The sequence below is a fragment of the Hymenobacter koreensis genome (genome assembly GCF_039541855.1).
Lineage (GTDB): Bacteria > Bacteroidota > Bacteroidia > Cytophagales > Hymenobacteraceae > Solirubrum > Solirubrum koreensis.
Genome location: NZ_BAABHA010000004.1, coordinates 153405 through 176465 on the forward strand (window position 1 = coordinate 153405; position 23061 = coordinate 176465).

Consider the following 23061-nt stretch of genomic DNA (forward strand, 5'->3'; position numbering starts at 1 on the left):
CCTTATCCCTTTTACCTACTCACCTACTTACCCGAACCATAGATGGGACGCGCGTTTGAATTCCGGAAAGGCCGCAAAATGAAGCGCTGGGACCGGATGTCCAAGGATTTTACCCGCATCGGCCGGGAAATTGTAATTGCCGTGAAGGAGAATGGGCCCAACCCTGACACCAACTCGCGCCTGCGCACGGCCATGCAAAACGCCAAGGGCGTGAACATGCCCAAAGACCGCGTGGAAGCCGCCATTAAGCGCGCCAGCAGCAAGGACGAAGGCAACTATTCCGAAGTGGTGTACGAGGGCTACGCACCTCACGGCGTGGCCATTGTGGTAGAAACCGCTACCGACAATCCCACCCGCACCGTGGCCAACGTGCGCATGTACTTCAACCGCGGCAACGGCGCCCTGGGCACCGCTGGCTCGTCAGATTTCACCTTCACCCGCAAAGGCGTGTTTAAGCTGGCCGCCGAAGGCCTCGACCGCGACGAGCTGGAGCTGGAGCTGATCGACTTCGGCGCCGAAGACATTTACGAGGACTCGGAGGAAGACGAGCACGGCCAGGAAAAGCACTACATTGTGGTGGAAACCGCTTTTAGCGACTTCGGCCAGATGCAGAAAGCCCTGGAGCAGAAAGGTCTGAACGTGATTAGCGCCCAATTGCAGCGCATTCCCAACACCACCGTGCACCTAGAAGGCGAGCAGCTGGAAGAGGTCATGAACCTGATCGAAAAGTTCGAAGACGACGACGACGTGCAGGCTGTGTACCACACGCTGGGCTAGACCACGGATTAGCTTCGCTGAACTTCGTTTCCGGCGGATTTTTCGGATTGCGCGGATTTTGTGGACGATTGGTCGGCACGGCGGGCCGCTCCATTCTGGGGCGGCCCGCCGTGTTTTTGGTGCGGCATGAATTATCGGTACGTTTAGGCACCGGCTCGGCCGACCCGTGGCTTCCCTCCAGTTAACCCTATTCCCGCAACCATGAACACCCTTCGGCTCTTTTTCAGCGCGTTTCTGCTGGCTCTTGGCTTCGGCAATTTCTCCTGCTCCCAGCAAACCCAAGATGAGGGTACCAATCAAACCTCCGCATCCGGTACCGTTGCGGCCAGCTACTTTGCCGGCGACACGGCCCGCGTGAAAGACGGCGGCGTGCAGATGGTTTCCATTACCACGCCCAAGGGCAAATTCAACGTTTGGACCAAGCGTTTCGGCAACAACCCGCGCATTAAGTTGCTGCTGCTTAACGGCGGCCCCGGCGCCACGCACGAGTACTTCGAGTGCATGGAAAGCTTCCTGCCGCAGGAAGGCATCGAGTTCATTTACTACGACCAGCTCGGCTGCGGCAACTCCGACAACCCCAAGGACACTGCCATGTGGAGCCTGCCGCGCTATGTGGAGGAAGTGGAGCAGGTGCGCCAGGCCCTGAATCTGAACAAGGATAACTTCTACTTGCTCGGCCACTCCTGGGGCGGCATTTTGGCGGCCGAATACGCACTCAAATACCAACAGCACCTCAAGGGCCTCGTCATTTCGAACATGATGATGAGCATCCCGGCCTATGGCAAGTACGCCGAGCAGGTACTGGCCCCGCAGATGAAACCCGAAGTACTGCGCGAAATCCGGCAGATTGAAGCGCGCAAAGACTTCCAGAACCCGCGCTACATGGAGCTGTTGATGCCTAACTTTTACGTGGAGCACATTCTGCGCCTTCCTCTGGACCGGTGGCCCGAGCCGGTGAACCGCTCGTTCGCCAAGATGAACCAGAGCCTGTACGTGACCATGCAGGGCCCCAGTGAGTTTGGCGTATCGGGCAAGCTGCTGCACTGGGACCGTACCGCCGACCTACCCAAGCTCACGGTTCCGGTGCTCAGCATCGGCGGCAAGCACGATACCATGGACCCCGAGCACATGCGCATGGTGGCCGACAAGGTGCAGAACGGCACCGCTCTTATTTGCCCCAACGGCAGCCACATGAGCTTCTACGACGACCAGCAGACCTACATGCGCGGGCTGATTAAGTTCATAAAGGGCGTGAACAAGGGCGAGAAAGAGGTGGCGTTGTAATGCGTATCTGGTTCAAATTCCTGTTGTGGCCTTTTATGGTGCTGCTTGGCATTGGCCTGTTTGGCGCCTGCGCTCCAGAGCCTGCAACACAAACAAACGTATATCAGCAGCGCACAATAAGCCTGAACGCAAAGGAAAACGGGCCGGCTTTTGCCCGCATCAATCTGGAGGTGCCAATTGCTTACGACACGTTGCTGCAGTGGGTCCATTATTCGGATTGTAATTCCTGTCACCGCTACAAACACCGCTTTCTGTCCAAGCGCAATTGCTTGCACCAGGAAAATGGATGGTTTGACCCGCTTACCTGTGTTGATACCCTTGCCCGACTTACCATTACGCATGAGTTGGAGAGTACTGGATTGACAGCTTTCGATACTGCTGAGGTTCGAGGATTCGTTTTTTCTAAGAACCGAGATAGAGCCGCTAGAAAAGCACCGCCATTAGTTTGGCTGGCATCACGGTTGGAGAAAATCGACGGTACGAACTTCATTATTCTTGATTACAACCAAATTGGTCCGGACAGAACCAGCTCAAGCCGCATTGAGGCGCGTTCCGTTATTAACGGGCGCGATGTCATCTTTGAATTTGAAAGCGGGACAGTGAGTTATCCGGATTTTCGAACGCACGCTTACCATACCCTACGCACTCTTGCCATTCAGTCGGTTCCTGAATCATAAGGTAACCCGAGACAGCAAACATCCTGAAAGCCAAATAACCATTCCCGACCATCTAAAAAAGCTTCGTTTAGGCTGTGCTATGCACGTACAACTCATTCCCGTACTGGAAGTCAGTCACCCCAGCCCTGCATTAGTTCCCTTCGCGCCGGGGCTACCCTTCTACCGTGCCGCGACCATGGAATTGAACCATCTCAAAAAAGTGGTGGCCGATCATCTGCAAGGCTATATAAAAGGTGAGTATGGCGCCGATGGCATTGGGTCGTTATGGGGCGGCTATGTCCTGCGCATCGACAACACCAACGTCCTGTTTCCGCAATGTTGTGGCGAGTTATCCGATATTATTTTCTGGAAGCATGTAGCCCTGAAAAACCAAAACGCATACTATAACGGCCACCCAGGACCGGTAGCCTCCTTTTCAGAACACGAGGTAATTCTGCACTGTACAGACTCTTACGAATCGTTTGTGCCAGATACCGCTGCGGTAACTCGAGTACCCAAAACAGCATTGGCAGCGGCTTATACCCAAGCGGTTCAAGAGTTAGAGGTATTGGAACGCCTCATTACCCAGATTGGGCAACACCTGGCAATGCCTATCAATAACTTGGCCCACTTGCTCATTTATCGGAACGCTGAAATGCCTGCTGAACTGCCCTAAGTGGTCCGTGGCTTTCTACTCGGGGTTACTGTTGCGGGCTGTACCGGTTGGGGCGGACCGCCGTACTTTTGTACTTCGCCATTCATTAGCCCCGCTCCTTCATGCCTACCCGCCTCAACAAATACATCAGCGAAAGCGGCATTTGCTCGCGCCGCGAAGCCGACCGTTTCATTGAGCAGGGCGTGGTAACGGTGAACGGCAAGCGTGCCGGCATCGGCGACCAGGTAACCGAAAAGGACCGCGTGGTGGTGAACGGCAACCTCATTGAGCCCCGCGCCGCCGAAGATGCCATTTACATTGCCTTCAACAAGCCGCCGGGCATTACCACCACCACCGAGCGGGGCGTGAAGGACAACATCATCCGCTTCATCAAGCACAGCGAGCGGATATTTCCCATCGGCCGCCTCGACAAAGACTCGCAGGGCCTGATTTTGCTGACTTCAAATGGCGACATCGTCAACAAGATTCTGCGGGCCGGCAACCAGCACGAGAAGGAATACATCGTGATGGTGGACAAGCCCATTACCGAGCATTTCCTGGAGGGCATGCGCAACGGCGTGCCCATGCTGGGCACCATGACCAAGAAGTGTGAGGTTAAAAAAGAAACCGATTACATCTTCCGCATTACCCTTATTCAGGGCCTGAACCGCCAGATCCGTCGCATGTGCGAGCATTTCGGCTACGAAGTAATGCAGCTCGAACGCATTCGGGTAATGAACATTACCCTGAAAGGCCTGGGCGTGGGCGACTGGCGCGAGCTGACGGAGAAGGAACTAACGGGGATTTTTGCGGCTCTGGAAAACTCCAGTGGCACTGCCTCCCGGCGCACGTCGGGCTCCAAAGCCGCGCACAAGCTGGCCAGCAACGAATGGCTGTCGGAAGCGCCCCGGCCCCAAAAGTCAGCCCGCACGGCGCCGGCCGGCGCACGTCCGGCCCCGCCCAAAGCAGCCGGCAGCCGAACCGGCAAGCCCGCTGCAGGACGCGGGGCAACTCCCGCAGCTTCTAAACCGGCGGCTCGTACGGGCAATGGCCCGCGCGGAGCCGCCAAAGGCCTGTCGAGCAAAGGCAAGCGCGGCAGCTCCCGTCCCGGCAAACGCTCCTAGCGTAGCGGATTGACCGGCTACTTAAGCTGCTTAGGCTTCAGTTAGGAGCTGAATTTACCAGATTGTAAAGTCAGAAAACTGGCTATTTTTTTGGCTGAAAGGGCGGCGGATTGCAACCTTTTTTCTGCCTTTCCTTCAGGGCCCAGCTTGTTTCGCCTGATTAATTCTAGCCAGATGAGTGCGCGGTAAGCCGTCGAAGTGTGCGCGAGTAACGTCAGACGGGCGAAATAATTCGGGTACCAATTTCTGGGGCTTGCTGCTATGTTTGGGCGTCGGCTGGCAAGGTGCTGCCGTTTGCTTTTTCCTGGTATCATTCTACCCCTCATGGACGCCAAACCCTCCAATGCCTTTGTGGCCGCTTCGTGGCTTGCTCTGCTAACCGGCATCGTGGCCTTCGTTGTGGGCCTCTGGAACGCCCAAATGCTGCTCAACGAGAAAGGCTACTACTTCACGATTCTGCTGTTCGGGCTCTTTGCGGCCATTTCGTTGCAGAAAACGGTACGCGACCAGCTCGAAGGCATTCCGGTTACTAATATTTACTACGGCCTGTGCTGGTTCTCTACCATTGCGGCGCTGCTGCTGCTCACCGTAGGGCTGTGGAATGCCAACCTCACGCTCAGCGAGAAAGGCTTTTACGCCATGTCGTTTATGCTGAGCCTGTTTGCCGCCATTGCCGTGCAAAAGAACACCCGCGACAGCCGCAACAGCAGCGCTAATCAGTAGCCCGGCGTCGCGCAAAACAAACTTCCCTCCTACCTTCGGCCCGCCAAAGCAGTCTTTCCGCTGCTGAGGTGGGCCTTTTGTTGCCGCTTTAGGTTTCTCGTCCGCATTACATTTCCCCAACCACGACTCTATGCTCCGTACCGACTGGACCCTCGCCGAAGTTCACGCCCTCTACCACCAGCCCGTGCTGCAACTGGTGGCCCAGGCCAGCGAAGTACACGCCCGGCACCAAGCCACCGGCGAAGTGCAGGTGTGCACGCTGCTGAGCGTGAAAACCGGTGGCTGCCCCGAAGACTGCGCTTACTGCCCCCAGGCCGCCCGCTACCACACCGGCGTGCAAGCCCATAAGCTGCTACCCGATGCCGAAGTAATTGCTGCTGCCCAGCGCGCCAAAGAGGCTGGCTCCACCCGTTTCTGCATGGGCGCAGCATGGCGCGAAGTGCGCGACAACCGCGACTTCGACCGCGTGCTGAACATGGTGACGCAGGTAAACGACCTCGGCTTGGAAGTATGTGCCACGCTGGGCATGGTGAATGATTACCAGGCCGAGCGTCTGAAAGAAGCCGGCCTGTACGCCTACAACCACAACCTTGATACCAGCGAGGAGCACTACGGCGAAATCATTACCACCCGCACTTACGACGACCGGCTGAACACGCTGGAAAACGTGCGCAAAGCTGGCCTGTCGGTTTGCTCGGGCGGTATCATCGGCCTGGGCGAAACCGACGAGGACCGCGTGAAAATGCTGCACACCCTGGCCACGCTGCCCGCTCACCCCGAGAGCGTGCCGGTAAACGCGCTGGTGCCCGTAGAAGGAACGCCCCTAGCCGAACAGCCCCGCGTGAGCGTGTGGGAAATGCTGCGCATGATTGCCACGGCCCGCATCCTCATGCCCAACACGATGGTGCGCCTCTCCGCTGGCCGCCAGGAAATGCCTGTGACCGAGCAAGCCCTGTGCTTTTTGGCCGGCGCCAACTCTATTTTCAGCGGCGAGAAACTGCTCACCACGCCTAACCCCGATTTCGACGCCGACCAGCAGATGTTTGCGCTGCTGGGCTTAACCCCGCGCAAGTCGTTCAAAAATCACGTGCCCGAAGGTGCTACCGTGTTGGCCAAAACCGCCGTGGAAGCATAAAGCCAAACCTAAAAAGCTACAGCTGGTACTGGTTGCCCTCCTCAGCTGAGGAGGACAACCAGTACCAGCTGTAGCTGCTTGTTCTCGACGCGCTAAGCATGTCCAACCCTCTCCTTCAGCGCCTCACCCAACACCTTGAACAGCGCGAGGTCAGCGGCACCCGCCGGCGCCTTACGCTGCCCGCCACTGGCTTAGTCGATTTCGCCTCGAACGACTACCTCGGTCTGGCCCGCTCACCGGAGCTGCGCGCGGCCATGCAAGAGGCGCTGACCGAAACCGACGTTCTGGGTAGCACCGGCGCCCGTTTGCTCACCGGCAACTCCGCTGCGGCAGAGGCCTTGGAGCAGCGTATTGCCGCCTTTCACCATGCCGAAGCGGCGCTGCTGTTCAACTCGGGCTACGCCGCTAACCTGGGCTTTTTCTCCGCCGTGCCCCGCCGCGACGACGTTATTCTGTACGACGAAGCTTCCCACGCCTCGGTGAAGGACGGCATCCGCGCCAGCTTCGCCACTGCTTACAGCTTCCGCCATAACGATGCGGCCGACCTACGTCGACTGCTGGCCAAATCCGTCACCGCTACTGGAGCGTTGTTCGTGGCCGTAGAGGCGGTGTATTCCATGGGTGGTGACGCCTGCCCGCTGGTGGAATTTGCCAGCGCCTGTCAGGAGCACGGCGCGCATTTGGTAGTCGATGAGGCGCATAGCTTGGGGGTTTACGGTCCGCAAGGCGAGGGACTGGTAACGGCGCTGGGCCTCGATGCGCAGGTGCTGGCCCGCATCGTCACCTTCGGGAAGGCGCTGGGCGGCCAAGGCGCGGCGGTGGTCGGCCCGGCCGTGCTGCACGATTACCTGCTGAACTTCAGCCGGCCGTTCATTTACACCACCGCGCTGCCTGCCGTAACTATTGCGGCTTTGCAAGCCGGCTACAAGCTGCTGCCGAGCCTTGCCGAAGCCCGTACCCGCTTGTTCCACCTTTCTGCCTACGCCCAATCACAATTGGCCACAGTTACGCAGGTGCAGGTGCCCGCCGAGAGCCGCGTGATTCTGCCGCTGCGCCTGCCGCACTTTTCGCCCATTCAAGTCCGCGCCTTAGCTGCTGCGGTACAAGCCGCTGGTTTCGATGTGCGCGCCATTGTACCGCCCACCGTGCCGGCCGGCCAGCAGTGCTTGCGTGTGATTGTGCACAGCTATAACTCTGAAACCGAAATAGATGACCTCGTTGTCGCCCTCCGCCAAGCCTGTGAAGTCTGCGTCTAACTCTATGCCAGAGCGGTTGTTCGTTACCGGCATTGGCACCGATGTAGGCAAAACCGTAGCGGCCGCGGTGCTTACGCAGGCCCTGGGCGCCGACTACTGGAAGCCCGTGCAAGCCGGCGGCCTCGATCATACCGACTCCGACGAAGTGCGCCGGTTGGTGTCGCACCCCGCCACTCGTTTCCACCCCGAGCGGTTTCGCTTTCAGTTGCCCGCTTCGCCCCACAAAGCTGCTGCGTTTGAGAACGTGCGCATCAACCCGACTGATTTTCAGCTACCCCACACCGACAACCATTTAGTAGTAGAAGGCGCGGGCGGTCTGCTGGTGCCACTTGCCCCGGGCTTTCTGGTGGCCGATTTGGTCAAGCATCTGGAACTGGATGTGGTAGTCGTAAGCAGGCATTACCTCGGCAGCATCAACCACACGCTACTCACGCTGGAATTTTTGCGGCAGCGCGGAATTCCGGTGCGCGGCCTGGTTTTTAACGGTGCGCCCGAGCTGTACACCGAGGAAGCCATTCTGGAAGCGTTTCCGCTGCCAATACTGCTGCGCCTGCAACCCGAGTCGGAGCTGAATGCAGACACTGTGGCCCGCTACGCTGCGCAAACCGAGTTGGCAGTTATGAGTTGACAGTCTTTCGTTGCGAGTTGTTAGTTGCGAGTTGTCAGGATAACAATGACCTGACAACTCGCAACTGACAACTGACAACTGACAACTAAATTCCTTTCCCCGTTTATGTCCTTAGCCTCCCGCGACCAGCACGTTCTCTGGCACCCGTACACCCAAATGCAAACGGCGCCCCTGCCCATTCCGGTGGTGCGCGGTGAAGGTGCCTGGCTGGTGGCCGAAGACGGCACGCGCTACCTCGATGCCATTGCCTCCTGGTGGGTGAACCTGCACGGCCACGCGCACCCGCACATTGCCCGGCGCGTGAGCGAGCAACTGCACACGCTGGCGCACGTGCTTTTTGCGGGCTTTACGCACCCGGCCGCCGTGGAACTGGCGGAGGGTCTGTTGCGCATTCTGCCCGCCAATCAGCAGCGCGTGTTCTACTCCGATAACGGCGCTACTGCCATTGAGGTAGCGCTGAAAATGGCGTTCCAGTACTTTCACAACCTGGGTCAGCTCGAGCGCCGCACCGTGGTAGCCTTCCGCGACTCTTACCACGGCGACACGTTCGGAGCCATGTCGGTGAGTGCGCGCTCGACCTTTACCGCTCCCTTCGCGCCGCTGCTGTTCGAGGTGCAATTCATCGACGTGCCGGTGCCGGGCTGCGAAGCCGCAGCGCTGGCGCAGCTTGATGCCGTGCTGGCCGCGCACGACGTAGCTGCTTTCATCTTCGAGCCGCTGGTGCTGGGTACGGCGGGCATGGTGATGTACGAGCCGGCCGCGCTGGATGCGCTTATTCACCGCTGCCGCGCGCACGGCGCACTGACCATTGCCGATGAAGTCATGACTGGTTTCGGGCGCACCGGCCGCCTTTTTGCCGCCGATTTTCTGCAGGAGCAGCCCGACATCATCTGCCTTTCCAAGGGCCTGACCGGCGGTACCATGGCCTTGGGCGCCACCACCTGCACCGCCCCCATTTACGAAGCCTTCTTAAGCGACGACCGTACCCGCACCTTCTTCCACGGCCACTCCTACACCGCCAACCCCGTGGCTTGCACCGCCGGGCTAGCTAGCCTGGAGCTGCTGCTCACCCCCGAGTCGGCCGCCGACCGCGCCCGGGTTGCGGAATGCCATGCCGTCTTTGTGCGTGAGCTACAGGGCCAAGCGGGTATTGCCCAGGTGCGGCAGCGCGGCACCATTCTGGCCGTGGAGTTTCAGGTAGCCGAAGGCACTTCCTACTTCAGCCGCCTCCGCGACGAATTTTACGCCCTAGGCCTGGAGCGAGGCGTGCTGCTGCGGCCCCTGGGCAATATTGTGTACGTGCTGCCCCCCTACTGCATCACCAACGACGAGCTGCAGGTGGTGTACGACACGCTGCGGGCCATGCGCGAGTTGGTGCTGCGTCCCGCCACGGCGTCCGTACTGGCCGGTTTACCCGAGTTTCCGCATGACTAGCCCGCTTGCCAGCGTTGTTATCCGCGGCTGGGGCAGCGTATCGGCCCTGGGTTTCTCAGCGGTACCTACCCACGCAGCTGCCACAACCTTTCGGCCTGATGCCGCCTCCGGATTGCCTGTGGCGGCCCTTCCCCCAACCGCCGAAGCGGCACTAGCTGCGTTGCGCCAGCGCCGCCCCGCTTACCGCGCCCTCGACCGCAGCGTGCTGCTGGCCCTGCTGGCTACCGAACGGGCCGTGGAGCAAGCCCATTGGACGCCCACCGATAGCGCGACCCTGGCCGTTAGCCTAGGGTCCTCGCGCGGCGCTACCGAACGCCTGGAAACCTTTCATGCCGAATTTCTGCACCACGGCGCCGTGCCTACTACCGCCTCCCCGCTTACCACGCTGGGCAACGTGGCCAGCTGGGTGGCCGACAGCGTGGGCGCAACCGGCGCTGCCATTAGCCATTCGAGTACCTGCAGCACCGCGCTGCAGGCACTCGGCAACGCGGTAGCGTGGCTGAAGGCCGGCTTGGCCGAGCGGTTTTTGGCGGGCGGCACCGAGGCGCCCCTGACGTCTTTCTCGCTGGCCCAAATGCAGGCCCTGCGCATCTACTCCCCGCATCGGCCCGACGAATTTCCGTGTCGCCCGGGTGCGGGCGGCGCTTCCAGCTTCGTGCTGGGGGAAGGCGCGGCTGTGCTGGCCCTGGAAGCCGTACCCGCCGCCCAACTTCAGCCCGGTGACTTGCTGCTGGAAAGCGTGGGGTTTGGCTTTGAGGCTACGGGCACCAAAACCGGCCTGACGCCCGATGGCCAGCATTTTCAGCAAGCCATGCGGCAAGCTTTGCAGCTGGCAGATAAGTCGGTTTCCGACGTGGATTTGCTAGTGCTGCACAGCCCCGGCACCGCCGCCGGCGACGCTTCTGAACATGCGGCGGTCAAGCTGGTTTTTGGCGCTGATGTTCCGGCTTGCACCTCCAACAAATGGCTGCTGGGCCACACCTTGGGCGCCTCAGCGGCGCTCAGTCTTGATTTTGCGCTGCACTTGCTCAAAAACCAGGTAGTCCCGACGCCTTTGCCGTTTGATACCTGGCTGAATCACCGACCTGCGCCGCGCCGCATTCAGCGGGTAATGATAAACGCTGCCGGTTTCGGAGGCAACGCGGCCAGTGCTTTGGTGTCAGTGGTCGGTTAGCGGCGGCTGGGCGGGTTTTCTGCAAATTCTGCACGGTTTTGCCCGCCGCCGCGTAAGTTTAGGTCTCTCGTTCTTCCGTTCTCTATGAAATTCCCATTTTTCCTGCTCGGCGCCGCGGTGCTGTTCCCCCTTGCACTGCAAGCTCAAACCGCTGCCCAAACGCCTCCCACCGATGCGACCATTCAACAAATGGTGGGCGAAATTTCGGCCGACCGGCTGAAAGACGACATTGCCAAAATGGTGTCGTACGGTACGCGTCATACGCTTTCGGATACCAAGAGCAAGAAGCGCGGCATCGGGGCGGCGCGGCGCTACGTGGAGGACGAGTTTAAAAAGTACGCCAAGGCCAGCGGCGGCCGCCTGAAGGTGGAGCAGGACACGTTTACGGTGAAGCCCGATGGCCGCCGCATCGACGTGAAAACCGTTATGGCCAACGTGGTGGCCACGCTGCCCGGCACCGACCCCAACGACAACCGCATCATCATTGTGAGCGGGCACCTGGACTCCCGCGTGACCGACGTGATGAACCGCACCGCCGATGCGCCCGGCGCCAACGACGACGCTTCGGGCGTAGCCGTGGTAATGGAAATGGCCCGCATCATGAGCAAGCAGAAATTCCCCTGCACCCTCGTGTTTGTAGCTGTGCAGGGCGAAGAGCAGGGTTTGCTGGGCTCGGGTTACATGGCTAAAAAAGCCAAAGCTCAGAACTGGAACATCGTGGGCATGCTCAACAACGACATTGTGGGCAACTCCCACGGCCACGACCCCGACCTGCACATGCCCGGCCACGTGCGCGTGTTCAGCGAAGGCGTGCCGGCCAACGAAACGCCCGAGCAAGCCCAGCTGCGCCGCCAGCTTTCCTCTGAAAACGACTCGCCCAGCCGCCAGCTGGCCCGCTACTCAAAGCAAGCCGGCGAGCAGTACGTGCCCGGCCATACCGTAGCCATGGAGTACCGCCCCGACCGTTTCCTGCGCGGCGGCGACCATACCCCGTTCAACCAGCAGGGCTTTGCGGCCGTGCGCTTCTCCGAGATGAACGAGGATTTCACGCACCAACACCAGGATTTGCGCACCGAAAACGGCCGCCAGTACGGCGACCTAGCCGAGTTTGTGGATTACGAGTACCTGCGCAAGAACACGGCCGTAAACCTCGCTACCATGGCCAACCTGGCCCTAGCTCCGGCCGCGCCCACCAACGTGGGCGTGCTCACGGCCAACCTCACCAACCGTACCGAGCTGAAATGGGAAGCTCCCGCCACCGGCCGCAAACCCGCCGGCTACGTGGTGCTCATGCGCGAAACCACTTCCCCGGTGTGGCAGCAGCGCTTCCCTGTGCAAGGCCTCACCGCCGATTTACCCCACAGCAAAGACAACTACATCTTTGGGGTGGCTTCGGTGGATGAGCAAGGCCACGAGAGCCTGCCGGTAATTCCGAAGCCGGTTAGGTAAAACCATTTACCACGCGCACTGCATGCAACCCTTTTGCGAGCGAGGCAATCATGGATTTGTCTACCTCTAGCAAACAACTGATATGCCTCTTCTAATTCGGTACGCGTTGTCAAGTGCTTTTTTGCTTATAATCCTAACGGGCTGTTCAAGAAACGAAGATCCGGCACTGACAACGGTGGAAGGCATCGTGACAAATAAGTATACCGGCGAAAGGGTTTCTGGGGCTGTGTTGGAAGTGCAGAAAATCACGCCTATGTTATTTAATACACCTTCGCAGGATTCTATTACAGGCGGAGTTTCTGATTCTGATGGCCACTATAAATTGACTTTCACTGCCCTTGGCAGAAAGCAGTATAGGGTGCGTCTTGTGGGTGGTGCCACCTTGGCCGACTTGAATAATTACCACGATCTAGACAGCTACCATTACGGCGCGTTGATTAACAACGGGAAAGGCAATAATGCTGACTTTGAAGTCACTCCTTACAAGCCGGTTAAAATCAACATCAATTCAAGCAAAGACGGTAAAACCGACATCAGCTTTTCCTTCGTCAACGCCGACCAGGGGGACTGGTTTGGTGGCTCTATTTTTTTCGATACCACGCGCACTAATCAACAGTTCAGCCTGACAAAAACAATGTGGGTGCTGCCTGACAGGCCTTACTGTTTCTTCAAGTACACTGCGAATCGCGTCAGAGGCTACGGATATAATTACTCATTCAGGGATGAAAGCCGGACTATTATACGGCGGACCGTGCTCTACACCGATACCACCGTTATCAATTTCGATTGAGAGTTGCCGCCTTCATGCTGCGTTTCCTTACTGCCCTTTTCCTGCTGCTATTCCCACTGCTAGCCCAAGCCCAAAGCCCGGTTTCAGTTAACCTGGACAGCATTGCCAGCATCACCTTCCCAGCCGCGCCGCAGGTGCTCGACACGCTGGGCCAGCGCATTTACTCGGCGCAGGCCAACGAGGGCACTTACATGGTGACGAGTCGGCGCCTGGACAACCAGCCGGGGTTTAAGCTGGCGCAGGGCGAGTTATCCGATTTCTACCTCGGCCTGGCCCGCGGCGCTACGCAAGCCAGTGGCGGCAAAGTGCTGCGGCAAAAGTCCTTCGCGGTGGACGGGTTGGATGGCCTTGAGCTTACCTATACCAACACGACCAACCAAACCCTGCCGGCCGAAATAACCAGCCGCTCGGTGTATGTAAACGGCTATCTGATAACGTACCAGGTATTGCCTACTGGCAAGCCCGGTCCGCAACACCCGCAGCAACAAGCTGCTTTTTTCAGCTCTTTTCGGCTTCAGCCGCAACTGGTAAATAACGCCCGGCAGTACACCCTAAACGCCGAAGGCGAACCGGACCAGTCGCAGGCCGGTCGGCTTGGTTACGTTGTGGGCCAGGCTGCATTTTATCTGCTACTGGCAGTGGGTCTTTTTCTGCTGGTGCGGCGCTTAACACAGCGCTCCAGAAAGCAGCGCGCTTAGCAGTAAGGGTGTCCGAATGACTACCATGCCCCTTGTGTAGCCGCCTCACATAAACGGGTGATTCACCTAAAAGAAGCGCAGCTTGGCCGGTACATTGCACGTCCGTGAAGCCCACTCTCCGACGTACAATCATGCCCAGCCTTACCTACTACCTCACCGCTTCGGTCATCAAGCTCAAAGGCCTCAAGAAAACGTTTTCCGAGTCGCCGATTAACTATGCCCGCCTGCGCAAGGACGATGTGCATCACCCAACCAAAAAGCACACGCTGGGCCTGCCCTTTAGGACCTTCGCTGTCGGTCAGGCCAGCATCACGGAAATTACCCCGAACGAGGTTAGCAATCCGGATGTAGCCATTCTGTATTGCCCGGGCGGTGCCTTCGTGTACGGCCCCACCGAAATCAACTGGCACAGCATAGCCACACTGGTCAAGCAAACCCGCCTGCGGGCTTATCTGGTTGATTACCCCAAAGCGCCCGAAAACCAGATCGAGGCCATCAACCGCAGCATCGACGAAGTGTATGCCCACCTACTGGGCCAATACGAGGCCCGGAACATCATCCTGATTGGCGACTCGGTGGGTGCTACGCTGCTTACGCTACTGGTGCAACGGCTGCTGCAACAACCTACCCGCGAACTGCCGAACAGCCTGATTCTGGTGTCGCCGGTGGCCGACGCCAGTCTGAGCAATCCGGCCATTGCAGCGGTCGATCGGCAGGACATTATGCTGTCGGTGCCGGGGGCATTATCAGCTAAGCGTATGTGTGCCGGCGACCTGGATTTGTGCAGCCCCGACATTTCTCCGCTGTACGGTACGTTTCAGGGCTTCATCCCCACCCAGATTTTCATTGCCGAGCGCGACATCATGCGGCCCGATGCCGAGCTGCTGGCTGAAAAGCTGCGCAACGCGGGCGCGCCATTGCGTGTAGTGCGCGGCGCTGGCATGCCGCATATCTGGCCCTTTTTGCCCGTAATGCGTGAAGCCAAACAGGCCCTAAACCATATTGCACAAACCATTACCGAAAATGCGCAAGCTTCGCCAGTCAAGACGGCCGAAGCGACACGCTAATTTTCTGTTCTGCCGGCCCCTCTTGGCCAAGGCCGGCAGCCTTATCCCCTGAAAGACCATATGGCTATTCTGTACCGCGAAGCACAGTTGAGCGACATTCCAGAGCTGGAAATAATCCGCGGAGCCGTAACCGAAAACGTGCTTTCCAACCCCGCCCTGGTTACCACCGCCGATTACGTGGAATACCTCACCCGGCGCGGTAAAGGCTGGGTAGCTACTACCGCCAATGGTGCCGTAGTCGGCTTTGCCATTGCCGATTTGCTGGAGCACAACATCTGGGCGCTGTTCCTACTGCCCGAATACGCCGCGCAGGGCATTGGCAAGCGGCTGCATGCGTTGATGCTGGACTGGTACTTTATGCAAACCACGCACCCGGTATGGCTGAGCACCGACTCCGGCACCCGCGCCGAAACGTTCTACCGCCGCCAAGGTTGGCGCGAAACCGGGCGGACGGGTAGCGGAGAAGTGCGGTTTGAAATGACGGTGGAGGAGTGGAATATATACCGAAGCAACATATTGGTTTGATCTAATGGCTGCAGAGAGTAACATGATAACTCAACAGGAGCAGTCTTTTATAAAGAAGTATATCGTTAGAGAAAAGCAGGAACGCTATCTGGCGTTTCTCTCCCACGCACAGAACAGGCGTAAGTTTATCGAAGCGCTATACCATTTCACGGATTTCAAATGGGAGTTGATGCAGGAAATAAAAGGCCCGGACGAAACGCATGCTATTGTTGATAAACTAAAAAGCTATGAACACATTATCAACTGCTCTGTAATTTCTACTGACACTAACTATGATGGAAAGTTATTGCCAGTCCGAGAAGCCATACAGAAAGTTGTCGGCATCGAAGGCTCTATTCTTATATTCGGAGCGGCTGAGGTAATATACTACGAGGGTGAAGCACCTAAAAGAAGATACATCAGTGTCTGAGCTTCATATGAATATTTTAGTGCCCTGTGAACTCCAATTTGGCATAAAAAACGACGCAACTTAACCCGCGGACCATCCTTACCTTGCGGCTCTATGAACCGCGCCTTTCTCACGCTTGCCGCCACACTGCTGGCTTCCCTGCCCACGCTTTCGCAGCGCCTCCACTCCCCTACCAACAAGCTGGCCCTAAGCTTCCAACTGGGCCCGACCGGAGAACCGACATACCAGCTCAGCTTTGGCTCAAAAACGGTGCTCAAGCCGAGCCGGCTGGCCGTGCTCGTTCAGGGTCAGCCGGGCTTCGAGAAAGGCCTGACAGTGGTAAAAACAGACTCCGCGCAGGCAGATGAAACCTGGGCGCCGGTGTGGGGCGAGGTCAAGCAGATTCGTAACCGGTACAAGGAGCTGGCCGTGACGCTGCAGCAGCCCGGGCCCGAGAAGCGCCAGCTACGGGTGCGTTTCCGGCTTTTCGACGACGGCCTGGGCTTCCGCTACGAGTTTCCCGAGCAGCCCAACCTCAAATACTTCACGGTGCAGGACGAGCGCACCGAGTTCAACCTCGCCGCCGACTGCAAAACGTTCTGGATTCGGGGCGACTACGACACCAACGAGTACCTCTACGCCACCACCAAGCTCAGCGAAGTCGGTCCGAAAAACACGCCGTCCACGCCCGAAATTGGCGTGCAGGTGCCCGTAGCGCCGAACGCGGTGCAAACGCCGCTCATGCTCAAAAGCCCCGACGGCCTCTACATCAACATCCACGAGGCGGCGCTGGTAAACTACCCTGCCATGTCGCTGCTGGTGGACAACGCCCGCTTCGACCTCACCAGCCAGCTCACCCCCGATGCCACCGGTGCCAAGGCGTATTTGCAGGCGCCCTGCCACACGCCCTGGCGCACCGTGGTGGTGAGCGACAAAGCCCCCGAGGTGCTGACGTCCAAGCTGATTCTAAACCTGAACGAGCCGAGCAAGCTGCAGGATGTGAGTTGGATTACGCCGCAGAAATACGTGGGCGTGTGGTGGGAAATGCACGTGAACCGCAGCAGCTGGGACTACGCCAAAGTCAACAACATCAAGCTGAACCAAACCGACTGGCAGGCCCTTAAGCCCCACGGCCGCCACGGCGCCAACACCGCCAACGTGAAGCGCTACATCGATTTCGCCGCCAAAAACGGCTTGCAAAGCGTGCTGGTGGAAGGCTGGAACGTGGGCTGGGAAGACTGGTACGGCAACTGGAAAGAGGAAGTGTTCGATTTTGTGACCCCCTACCCCGATTTCGACGTGCAGGAGCTGCAGCGTTACGCCGCCAGCAAAAACGTGAAGCTCATTATGCACCACGAAACCTCGGGCTCGGTTACGAACTACGAGCGGCGCATGCCCGCTGCTTACCAGTTTATGCAGGACCACGGCTACGACGCCGTAAAAACCGGCTACGTGGGCCGCATAATTCCGCGCGGGGAACACCACGACGGGCAGTGGATGAGCAACCACTTCGTGCGAGCCGCCGAGCAAACCGCCGCCCGGCGCATCATGATCAACATGCACGAATCCATCCGGCCGACGGGCTTGCACCGCACCTACCCCAACTGGTTGGCCAACGAAGCCGCCCGCGGCAACGAGTTCAACGCCTGGAGCCAAGGCAACCCGCCCGAGCACGAAACCATTCTACCCTTCACCCGGCTTATGGGCGGCCCCATGGACTACACGCCCGGCATCTTTCAAATCAAGCTGGAGCACTGGAACCCCACCGCCAACAAAGGCCGCCAAGTGCACACCACCCTCGCCAAGCAGCTGGCCCTGTACGTAACCATGTACAGCCCGCTGCAAATGGCCGCCGACCTGCCCGAAGCCTACGAGCAACGTCCCGACGCCTTCCAGTTCATCAAGGACGTGCCGGTGGATTGGGACGACACCCAGGTGTTGGAAGCCGAGCCCGGCGACTACATCACCACCGCCCGCAAAGCCAAAGGCAAGGACGAGTGGTACCTCGGCGCCATAACCGATGAGCAAGCCCGCCAGTCAAGGGTGCCGCTCACGTTTCTCACACCCGGCCAGAAATACGTGGCCACCGTGTACGCCGATGGCAAAACTGCCGATTGGGAAAAGAACCCCATGAGCTACCAGATTCGCCGGATGACGGTGGACAGCAAATCGGTGCTAAAGCTGCAACTGGCCCCCGGCGGTGGCACGGCAGTGAGTTTTAAACCAACAAAGGCAGCAGGGTTTAGGTAACTGAAACAGCGCCCACATTTGCTGAAACAGAAAAACCGGCCAACTGGCCGGTTTTTCTGTTTGATAGTAGTGATTAGGAGTTCATTCCGAAAGCCTAACAATCCCTTAAACGTTCTGCATCGGCTCCGTTCAGCAGCACGTTTAAGGCTTACTGACAAATTGTTATTTCTTCCCCACTTCGGCCAGCAGCTGCTGGTTCAGGCGAACATACTCTTCGCGGAGCGGGGTGCTTTTCTCGGCCTTTACCAGTTCCAGTGACTTGCGGGCGGCTTCGGCTGCTTCGGCGTTGCGTTTGGCTTTTTGCAGCATTTTGCCCTTCCAGTAGCTGAAGTAGTAGCTGTCGGGCTGCTGCTTGAGGGCCTCGTCCATCCACTTCACGGCCTGGCCAAGGTCTTTATCGGTGTTGTAGTAATACTGCGCGGCGTTGAAGTACGGTCGTTTGTCGCCCTTCATGGCCTCCTGAATCTGGCTCATCACGCGGGCGTCGGCATCGGCGACAATAGGCACGCTCAGCTGGGTTTTGTCCCAGCGCATGACCAAATCGGCGGCTTCGGGCTGCAGGTTCTCCAGCATCAGCGAGAAGGTCTCGGCCGGGGCCGTTAAAACGGTGGGTTTCACCTTCACGCGCAGTAAGTCAAGGTCTGGCTTGTAATCGTAGGCGCCCCACTGCGAGGTGTCTTTATTCAGGATTACGGTCCATTCCTTGGGGTCGGGAATGGTGAACAGGGCGTAGGTGCCGGCGGGTACAATCTGGCCCGCAAACTTCACCTCTTCGCCAAACTTGATGCGTGTGGAGGAGTTGGCCCCGGTGCGCCACACTTTGCCGTAGGGTTCCAGCTTGCCAAATACCTCGCGGCCGCGTTTCGACGGGCGCGAGTATTTCAGATCGATGAAGGTGGTGGAAAAGGCCTGACGCACGTGTACGGCGGGGCTCATAACGGGCAAGCTCAGCTGCTGCTGGGCTTGGGCGGGCAAGGCGGCCGTACCGACGAAGCCGCCGATAAGCACAAGAATGGTGGAGAAACGCTTCATGCGGGCAGAAAACGGGAGCAAGTTAGTAGCGGGCAACACGCCGCACCAGCTGTTTGTTGCCTCCCGCAAGCCTAATGCCAAGTATATAAACCCCGCTGGGCAGTTCCGCTAAACTCAGGCGCTGCGTGCCGGGCACCGCGCCAGTTTGCAGACACCGGCCGGTAAGGTCGTGTAGCGTGTAGGAAGCCCCCGCGGGGCCGGCTGGCTGGCGAAATTCTAGTGGACCATCGGTAGGATTGGGATACGCCTCAAAGTCGTACCGGGTGGTTTGTTGGCCCACCGATGATAAAATGGTGGTGCAGCTTTGCCTGACGTTAGCGGGCGGATAATACGTGGCTTGCCCCGTGGCACGGAAGCACAACAAGCTGCCCATGTAACCAGGGTCGGTGCCACCGCAGTAGTAGCCGCTGGTCTGCAGGTAGCGCCCTACTGCCCCAATTCCTTCGTAAATGCGGCCGGGCCAGGGCCGGTTAAACGTCGGCTGGTTTCCCGGCAGGTTTTCCTGGTGTACGCGCAGCCACCGCAGGTTACGCCCGTTCACCGTCTGCCGTCCTACGCTGTCGACTATCATTCGCACGGGAAATTGCGAGCAAGTCCCGCTCGGACTTACTTCGAAGGTAATCTAGGAGGCGCCGGGCAGGGCCGCGAAATCGTACAAGGTGGTGAACTGCCCGTTGCCCAGAACCTCCACGCGGTCGGCCGTAGCGCGGGTAATCAGGTCGGGAATGCGGTAAGGCGGCCCCATTATTCCGCCGGGGTAGCTAACGGTCCGCAACTCCCGGTGCAGTACTTGAGCGGTTTGGCCGTTTATAAGTGTGTCGCGCTGGTAGCGTATCACCAAGTCGCCGCGCTCAAACATGTCTACGAAGTCGTACGTCCAGGTGGCCCCGGGCGGGCACCAGGTTTGGGCCGAAGCCGCTGGCAGCAAGCCCAGCGCCAACACTAAGAGTAGCAGCTTTTTCATGAATACAATACGCAGTAAGATTAATCGACTGTAAGCTATTCTTTTAACGGTTCACCCGTCGCGTTCGGAAGCAGTATTTTTGCTGCGGCGCGCTGGAATTTGCCGGATTAAGTTCGTACTTGCGGCCGCAAACGACGGCGCCCGTTCGGTGTTCCATCCGTTTCCATTGCTATGACGGCTCCTGCTTTTCTCTTTTTCTCGGGTTTTGCTGCCTCGGCGGCCGTGAGCTGTTCGGCTCCGGTGGGCGTAGCGTGCGAGTTGGGCAAAAAGGGTAAGTGTGCGAAACGGGCTAAACGTACCCGCTCCTGACCGTCGCTATTCCTTGTTTACTCTGCCTCAGAATAACCAGCGCCGGTCCTCCAACCGGCGCTTTTTTCTTGCGTTTCACTTGAGCAACCCACTCCGCGGTTAAGCCCATGTCACTTCCCTCCTTCGCTTCCATGAAAGTTCTCAAATTCGGCGGCACGTCCGTTGGTTCTGCCGCGCGCATGCGGGCCGTGGCCGAATTGATTCGCTCTAACGAGCCGCGCATCGTGGTGCTGTCGGCCATGTCCGGCACCACCAACTCGCTGGTCGATATTGCGCAGCTGCTGTACGCCGGCGAAGTGACGGCCGCCTCAGCGCGTATCGAAATTCTGCGTCAGCAATACCACATGGTAGCCCGCGAGCTGCTGCCCGAGCCGGAAGTGGCCGCCGAAGCTATTAAGGTGCTCGACGAAAATTTCAAAACCATTTTCGGCCTCACGCGCCAGCCCCTGTCGGGAAGTGGCGAGCGGGTGATATTGGCACAAGGCGAGTTGCTGAGCACGCTGCTGTTTCACCGCTACATTACGGCCGTGGAAGGCCAGGAAGCAGCCTTGCTACCCGCCCTGGACTTCATGCGCCTCGATGCCGACGACGAGCCGGACGCGGCTTACATTCGGGAACACCTGACCGCGCAGCTGGCCCAGTACCCCAATACCCGCCTGTTTATCACGCAGGGCTACATCTGCCGCAACGCCCAGGGCCAGATTGACAACCTGAAGCGTGGCGGCTCCGACTACTCCGCTTCGCTGATGGGTGCAGCGGCCGGTGTGGAGGAAATCCAGATTTGGACCGACATTGACGGGCTGCACAACAACGACCCGCGCGTGGTGGAAGGCACCTACCCTATTCGGGAGCTGTCGTTCGACGAAGCTGCCGAGCTAGCGTACTTCGGCGCGAAGATTCTGCACCCCAGCTCGGTACTGCCGGCCCGGGAGCACGGCATTCCGGTGCGCCTGCTGAACACCATGCAGCCCGAGGCGCCGGGCACGCTTATTTCGGCCCGCACCGGCCAGGAGGCCATCAAAGCCGTGGCTGCCAAGGATGGGCTGACGGCCATTAAAGTAAAATCGAGCCGGATGCTGCTGGCGCACGGTTTTCTGCGGTCCTTGTTCGAGGTGTTCGAGCGGCACCGCACGTCCATCGACATGGTTACGACCTCGGAAGTAGCCGTGTCGTTGACCATCGACGACGCCACGCACCTGCCCGAAATTGTGGCCGAGCTGCAACGTTTTGGCTCGGTGGAGGTCGATGAAAACCAAACCATCATTTGCCTCGTGGGCAACCTCATTCAGAATAGCCACGGCGCTGCCAGCCAAGTATTTGAATCGTTGCAGAATATTCCGTTGCGCATGATCAGCTACGGCGGCTCGCCCAACAACATCAGCCTGCTGGTAAACACCGCCGACAAAACCCGCACCCTGAAAGCGCTGAACGCCGGCCTATTTGCCCGTACCGCCGTGGCCTAACCCGGGCATTGCGACCCGCTCCTTTACTTCTCTCCCAATGCCATTGCAACTGCCGCCGGACTTCGCCACCCGGCCCACTCCTTTTTATCTCTACGACCTCGACCTGCTGCGTCGCACCCTGCGGGCCGCGCAACAAGCCGCGCAGCCCCGCGACATTCACGTGCATTACGCCCTGAAAGCCAATGCCAACGAGCCCGTACTGGCGCTGGTGCGTGAGCACGGCTTTGGGGCCGACTGCGTGAGCGGCAACGAAGTGCAACGCGCCCTGGAAGCCGGTTTCGCACCCGAACACGTGGTGTTTGCCGGCGTCGGTAAATCGGATGCCGAAATCAACCGCGCCCTGGCCGCCGACATTTGGTGCTTCAATGTGGAATCGGGTGAGGAGCTGGTGGTGCTCAACGAGCTGGCCGGTGCACAGAACCGCAAAGCTCGCGTGGCCCTGCGCCTAAACCCGAACGTGGACGCCCGCACCCACCACTACATTACCACCGGACTGTCGGCCAATAAATTCGGCATTGGCATGCCCGAGCTGGCTGCCGTTACCGATTTACTGCCCGCGCTGCCGCACGTGGAATTGGTGGGCCTGCACGTGCACATTGGTTCGCAAATCACCGATCTGGCCGTGTTCGAAACCTTGTGCCACCGCGTAAACGAACTGCAGCTGTGGTTTGAACACCGCGGTTTCGTGCTGCCCCACCTGAACGTGGGCGGCGGCTTGGGCGTGAACTACCAGCAACCCGATGAGCAGCTAATTCCCGATTTCGAGGCGTACTTCAGCATATTCGAACGCTTGCTGAAGCGCCGCCTCGGCCAACAAGTGCATGTGGAGCTGGGTCGCTCTTTGGTGGCGCAGTGCGGCACGCTGGTGAGCCGGGTGCTGTACCTAAAGGAGAGCCAGCAGACGCGCTTCGCCATTCTGGACGCCGGGCTTACCGAGCTCATCCGGCCGGCGCTGTACCAGAGTTTTCACCTCATCGAGAACCTCAGCAGCCAAGGCCCCGAGCAGCTGTACGATGTAGTGGGGCCTATCTGCGAGTCGTCGGACACGTTTGGGCGGCAGGTGCCGCTGCCCGAAACCAAGCGCGGCGACTTGGTGGTGCTGCGTACGGCCGGTGCTTACGGCGAGGTAATGGCCTCGCGCTACAACCTTCGCGATTTAGCGCCGGCAGTGTACGTGTAATTTTGCTTCATAAGCCGCACGTTATTGGTCGTGAGGCAGAGGTATTGCACGCGGCGCGAGCGGCGCGGAACCGGGCGTGGCCGGCAAGCTAAGCTTGCCG

23 protein-coding genes are annotated in these 23061 nt (G+C 59.0%); 20 read left to right on the forward strand and 3 right to left on the reverse strand.

The window, feature by feature from the left end:
• Positions 1 to 42: 42 nt before the first annotated feature.
• From ABD903_RS09565 to ABD903_RS09650, 18 genes are all read left to right on the forward strand, one after another.
• Positions 43 to 777 (forward strand): YebC/PmpR family DNA-binding transcriptional regulator, encoded by a 735-nt coding sequence (locus ABD903_RS09565; RefSeq protein WP_345223633.1) that lies wholly within the window; start codon positions 43 to 45, stop codon positions 775 to 777.
• Between the two features lie 201 nt (positions 778 to 978).
• Positions 979 to 2061: a proline iminopeptidase-family hydrolase gene (locus ABD903_RS09570; RefSeq protein ID WP_345223635.1), complete on the forward strand. Its 1083-nt coding sequence runs from the start codon at positions 979 to 981 to the stop codon at positions 2059 to 2061.
• A complete protein-coding gene (locus ABD903_RS09575) occupies positions 2061 to 2738 on the forward strand; it encodes a hypothetical protein (protein ID WP_345223636.1) in 678 nt (225 codons plus the stop codon). The genes ABD903_RS09570 and ABD903_RS09575 overlap by 1 nt, the downstream gene beginning before the upstream one ends.
• Positions 2739 to 2817: 79 nt before the next feature.
• Entirely contained in the window at positions 2818 to 3393 is a 576-nt protein-coding gene (locus ABD903_RS09580) for a hypothetical protein (RefSeq protein WP_345223638.1), read from the forward strand.
• Between the two features lie 101 nt (positions 3394 to 3494).
• Positions 3495 to 4496: a 23S rRNA pseudouridine(2604) synthase RluF gene (rluF, locus tag ABD903_RS09585; RefSeq protein WP_345223640.1), complete on the forward strand. Its 1002-nt coding sequence runs from the start codon at positions 3495 to 3497 to the stop codon at positions 4494 to 4496.
• Between the two features lie 324 nt (positions 4497 to 4820).
• Entirely contained in the window at positions 4821 to 5219 is a 399-nt protein-coding gene (gene yiaA, locus ABD903_RS09590; protein WP_345223642.1) for an inner membrane protein YiaA, read from the forward strand.
• Between the two features lie 130 nt (positions 5220 to 5349).
• On the forward strand, positions 5350 to 6354 hold the full coding sequence (bioB, locus tag ABD903_RS09595) for a biotin synthase BioB (RefSeq protein ID WP_345223645.1): 1005 nt from the start codon (positions 5350 to 5352) through the stop codon (positions 6352 to 6354).
• Positions 6355 to 6452: 98 nt separating this feature from the next.
• Complete coding sequence (locus ABD903_RS09600) at positions 6453 to 7610, forward strand: aminotransferase class I/II-fold pyridoxal phosphate-dependent enzyme (RefSeq protein WP_345223647.1); 1158 nt, start codon at positions 6453 to 6455, stop codon at positions 7608 to 7610.
• Between the two features lie 4 nt (positions 7611 to 7614).
• Positions 7615 to 8238, forward strand: coding sequence for a dethiobiotin synthase (bioD, locus tag ABD903_RS09605; RefSeq protein WP_345223649.1), 624 nt, complete (start codon positions 7615 to 7617; stop codon positions 8236 to 8238).
• Between the two features lie 105 nt (positions 8239 to 8343).
• Positions 8344 to 9672 (forward strand): adenosylmethionine--8-amino-7-oxononanoate transaminase, encoded by a 1329-nt coding sequence (bioA, locus tag ABD903_RS09610; RefSeq protein WP_345223652.1) that lies wholly within the window; start codon positions 8344 to 8346, stop codon positions 9670 to 9672.
• A complete protein-coding gene (locus ABD903_RS09615) occupies positions 9665 to 10846 on the forward strand; it encodes a beta-ketoacyl synthase N-terminal-like domain-containing protein (protein WP_345223653.1) in 1182 nt (393 codons plus the stop codon). Before bioA ends, ABD903_RS09615 begins: the two co-directional genes overlap by 8 nt.
• A gap of 84 nt (positions 10847 to 10930) precedes the next feature.
• On the forward strand, positions 10931 to 12295 hold the full coding sequence (locus ABD903_RS09620; protein ID WP_345223655.1) for a M28 family metallopeptidase: 1365 nt from the start codon (positions 10931 to 10933) through the stop codon (positions 12293 to 12295).
• A gap of 82 nt (positions 12296 to 12377) precedes the next feature.
• Positions 12378 to 13085 carry a hypothetical protein gene (locus ABD903_RS09625; protein ID WP_345223657.1) on the forward strand — a complete coding sequence of 236 codons (708 nt, stop codon included), beginning with the start codon at positions 12378 to 12380 and terminating at the stop codon, positions 13083 to 13085.
• A 14-nt stretch (positions 13086 to 13099) separates the two neighbouring features.
• Entirely contained in the window at positions 13100 to 13783 is a 684-nt protein-coding gene (locus tag ABD903_RS09630) for a hypothetical protein (protein ID WP_345223659.1), read from the forward strand.
• A 131-nt stretch (positions 13784 to 13914) separates the two neighbouring features.
• On the forward strand, positions 13915 to 14850 hold the full coding sequence (locus ABD903_RS09635; protein WP_345223661.1) for an alpha/beta hydrolase: 936 nt from the start codon (positions 13915 to 13917) through the stop codon (positions 14848 to 14850).
• A gap of 60 nt (positions 14851 to 14910) precedes the next feature.
• A complete protein-coding gene (locus tag ABD903_RS09640; protein ID WP_345223662.1) occupies positions 14911 to 15375 on the forward strand; it encodes a GNAT family N-acetyltransferase in 465 nt (154 codons plus the stop codon).
• 22 nt (positions 15376 to 15397) lie between these two features.
• Complete coding sequence (locus tag ABD903_RS09645; protein ID WP_345223663.1) at positions 15398 to 15784, forward strand: hypothetical protein; 387 nt, start codon at positions 15398 to 15400, stop codon at positions 15782 to 15784.
• 93 nt (positions 15785 to 15877) lie between these two features.
• Entirely contained in the window at positions 15878 to 18013 is a 2136-nt protein-coding gene (locus tag ABD903_RS09650; protein WP_345223665.1) for a glycoside hydrolase family 97 protein, read from the forward strand.
• A 162-nt stretch (positions 18014 to 18175) separates the two neighbouring features.
• Here the strand turns inward: ABD903_RS09650 and ABD903_RS09655 are convergent, their stop codons facing one another.
• From ABD903_RS09655 to ABD903_RS09665, 3 genes are read right to left on the reverse strand one after another with little or no spacing between them, the layout of a single operon-like run.
• Complete coding sequence (locus ABD903_RS09655) at positions 18176 to 19045, reverse strand: DUF2911 domain-containing protein (RefSeq protein ID WP_345223667.1); 870 nt, start codon at positions 19043 to 19045, stop codon at positions 18176 to 18178.
• Between the two features lie 22 nt (positions 19046 to 19067).
• On the reverse strand, positions 19068 to 19616 hold the full coding sequence (locus tag ABD903_RS09660; protein WP_345223669.1) for a T9SS type A sorting domain-containing protein: 549 nt from the start codon (positions 19614 to 19616) through the stop codon (positions 19068 to 19070).
• A 51-nt stretch (positions 19617 to 19667) separates the two neighbouring features.
• A complete protein-coding gene (locus ABD903_RS09665; RefSeq protein ID WP_345223671.1) occupies positions 19668 to 20009 on the reverse strand; it encodes a hypothetical protein in 342 nt (113 codons plus the stop codon).
• A 440-nt stretch (positions 20010 to 20449) separates the two neighbouring features.
• Here ABD903_RS09665 and ABD903_RS09670 point away from each other — a divergent pair, with 440 nt between their 5' ends.
• Together ABD903_RS09670 and lysA are read left to right on the forward strand one after the other, a co-directional pair.
• Complete coding sequence (locus ABD903_RS09670) at positions 20450 to 21781, forward strand: aspartate kinase (protein ID WP_345223673.1); 1332 nt, start codon at positions 20450 to 20452, stop codon at positions 21779 to 21781.
• A 37-nt stretch (positions 21782 to 21818) separates the two neighbouring features.
• The gene (lysA, locus tag ABD903_RS09675) at positions 21819 to 22961 is read left to right on the forward strand and encodes a diaminopimelate decarboxylase (RefSeq protein WP_345223674.1); all 1143 of its coding nucleotides are present in this window, start codon (positions 21819 to 21821) and stop codon (positions 22959 to 22961) included.
• The last annotated feature ends 100 nt before the right edge of the window (positions 22962 to 23061 follow it).

Excerpts from the sequence above, each read along its gene's own strand:
- ABD903_RS09645 (WP_345223663.1), top strand. The coding sequence starts at position 15,398 with ATGATAACTCAACAGGAGCAGTCTTTTATAAAGAAGTATATCGTTAGA.
- ABD903_RS09570 (WP_345223635.1), top strand. The coding sequence starts at position 979 with ATGAACACCCTTCGGCTCTTTTTCAGCGCGTTTCTGCTGGCTCTTGGC.
- ABD903_RS09640 (WP_345223662.1), top strand. The coding sequence starts at position 14,911 with ATGGCTATTCTGTACCGCGAAGCACAGTTGAGCGACATTCCAGAGCTG.
- lysA (WP_345223674.1), top strand. The coding sequence starts at position 21,819 with ATGCCATTGCAACTGCCGCCGGACTTCGCCACCCGGCCCACTCCTTTT.
- ABD903_RS09615 (WP_345223653.1), top strand. The coding sequence starts at position 9,665 with ATGACTAGCCCGCTTGCCAGCGTTGTTATCCGCGGCTGGGGCAGCGTA.
- ABD903_RS09620 (WP_345223655.1), top strand. The coding sequence starts at position 10,931 with ATGAAATTCCCATTTTTCCTGCTCGGCGCCGCGGTGCTGTTCCCCCTT.
- ABD903_RS09635 (WP_345223661.1), top strand. The coding sequence starts at position 13,915 with ATGCCCAGCCTTACCTACTACCTCACCGCTTCGGTCATCAAGCTCAAA.
- ABD903_RS09565 (WP_345223633.1), top strand. The coding sequence starts at position 43 with ATGGGACGCGCGTTTGAATTCCGGAAAGGCCGCAAAATGAAGCGCTGG.
- ABD903_RS09580 (WP_345223638.1), top strand. The coding sequence starts at position 2,818 with ATGCACGTACAACTCATTCCCGTACTGGAAGTCAGTCACCCCAGCCCT.
- bioA (WP_345223652.1), top strand. The coding sequence starts at position 8,344 with ATGTCCTTAGCCTCCCGCGACCAGCACGTTCTCTGGCACCCGTACACC.
- ABD903_RS09655 (WP_345223667.1), bottom strand. The coding sequence starts at position 19,045 with ATGAAGCGTTTCTCCACCATTCTTGTGCTTATCGGCGGCTTCGTCGGT.
- yiaA (WP_345223642.1), top strand. The coding sequence starts at position 4,821 with ATGGACGCCAAACCCTCCAATGCCTTTGTGGCCGCTTCGTGGCTTGCT.
- ABD903_RS09600 (WP_345223647.1), top strand. The coding sequence starts at position 6,453 with ATGTCCAACCCTCTCCTTCAGCGCCTCACCCAACACCTTGAACAGCGC.
- ABD903_RS09630 (WP_345223659.1), top strand. The coding sequence starts at position 13,100 with ATGCTGCGTTTCCTTACTGCCCTTTTCCTGCTGCTATTCCCACTGCTA.
- ABD903_RS09660 (WP_345223669.1), bottom strand. The coding sequence starts at position 19,616 with ATGATAGTCGACAGCGTAGGACGGCAGACGGTGAACGGGCGTAACCTG.
- bioB (WP_345223645.1), top strand. The coding sequence starts at position 5,350 with ATGCTCCGTACCGACTGGACCCTCGCCGAAGTTCACGCCCTCTACCAC.
- bioD (WP_345223649.1), top strand. The coding sequence starts at position 7,615 with ATGCCAGAGCGGTTGTTCGTTACCGGCATTGGCACCGATGTAGGCAAA.
- rluF (WP_345223640.1), top strand. The coding sequence starts at position 3,495 with ATGCCTACCCGCCTCAACAAATACATCAGCGAAAGCGGCATTTGCTCG.
- ABD903_RS09575 (WP_345223636.1), top strand. The coding sequence starts at position 2,061 with ATGCGTATCTGGTTCAAATTCCTGTTGTGGCCTTTTATGGTGCTGCTT.
- ABD903_RS09650 (WP_345223665.1), top strand. The coding sequence starts at position 15,878 with ATGAACCGCGCCTTTCTCACGCTTGCCGCCACACTGCTGGCTTCCCTG.
- ABD903_RS09665 (WP_345223671.1), bottom strand. The coding sequence starts at position 20,009 with ATGAAAAAGCTGCTACTCTTAGTGTTGGCGCTGGGCTTGCTGCCAGCG.
- ABD903_RS09670 (WP_345223673.1), top strand. The coding sequence starts at position 20,450 with ATGAAAGTTCTCAAATTCGGCGGCACGTCCGTTGGTTCTGCCGCGCGC.
- ABD903_RS09625 (WP_345223657.1), top strand. The coding sequence starts at position 12,378 with ATGCCTCTTCTAATTCGGTACGCGTTGTCAAGTGCTTTTTTGCTTATA.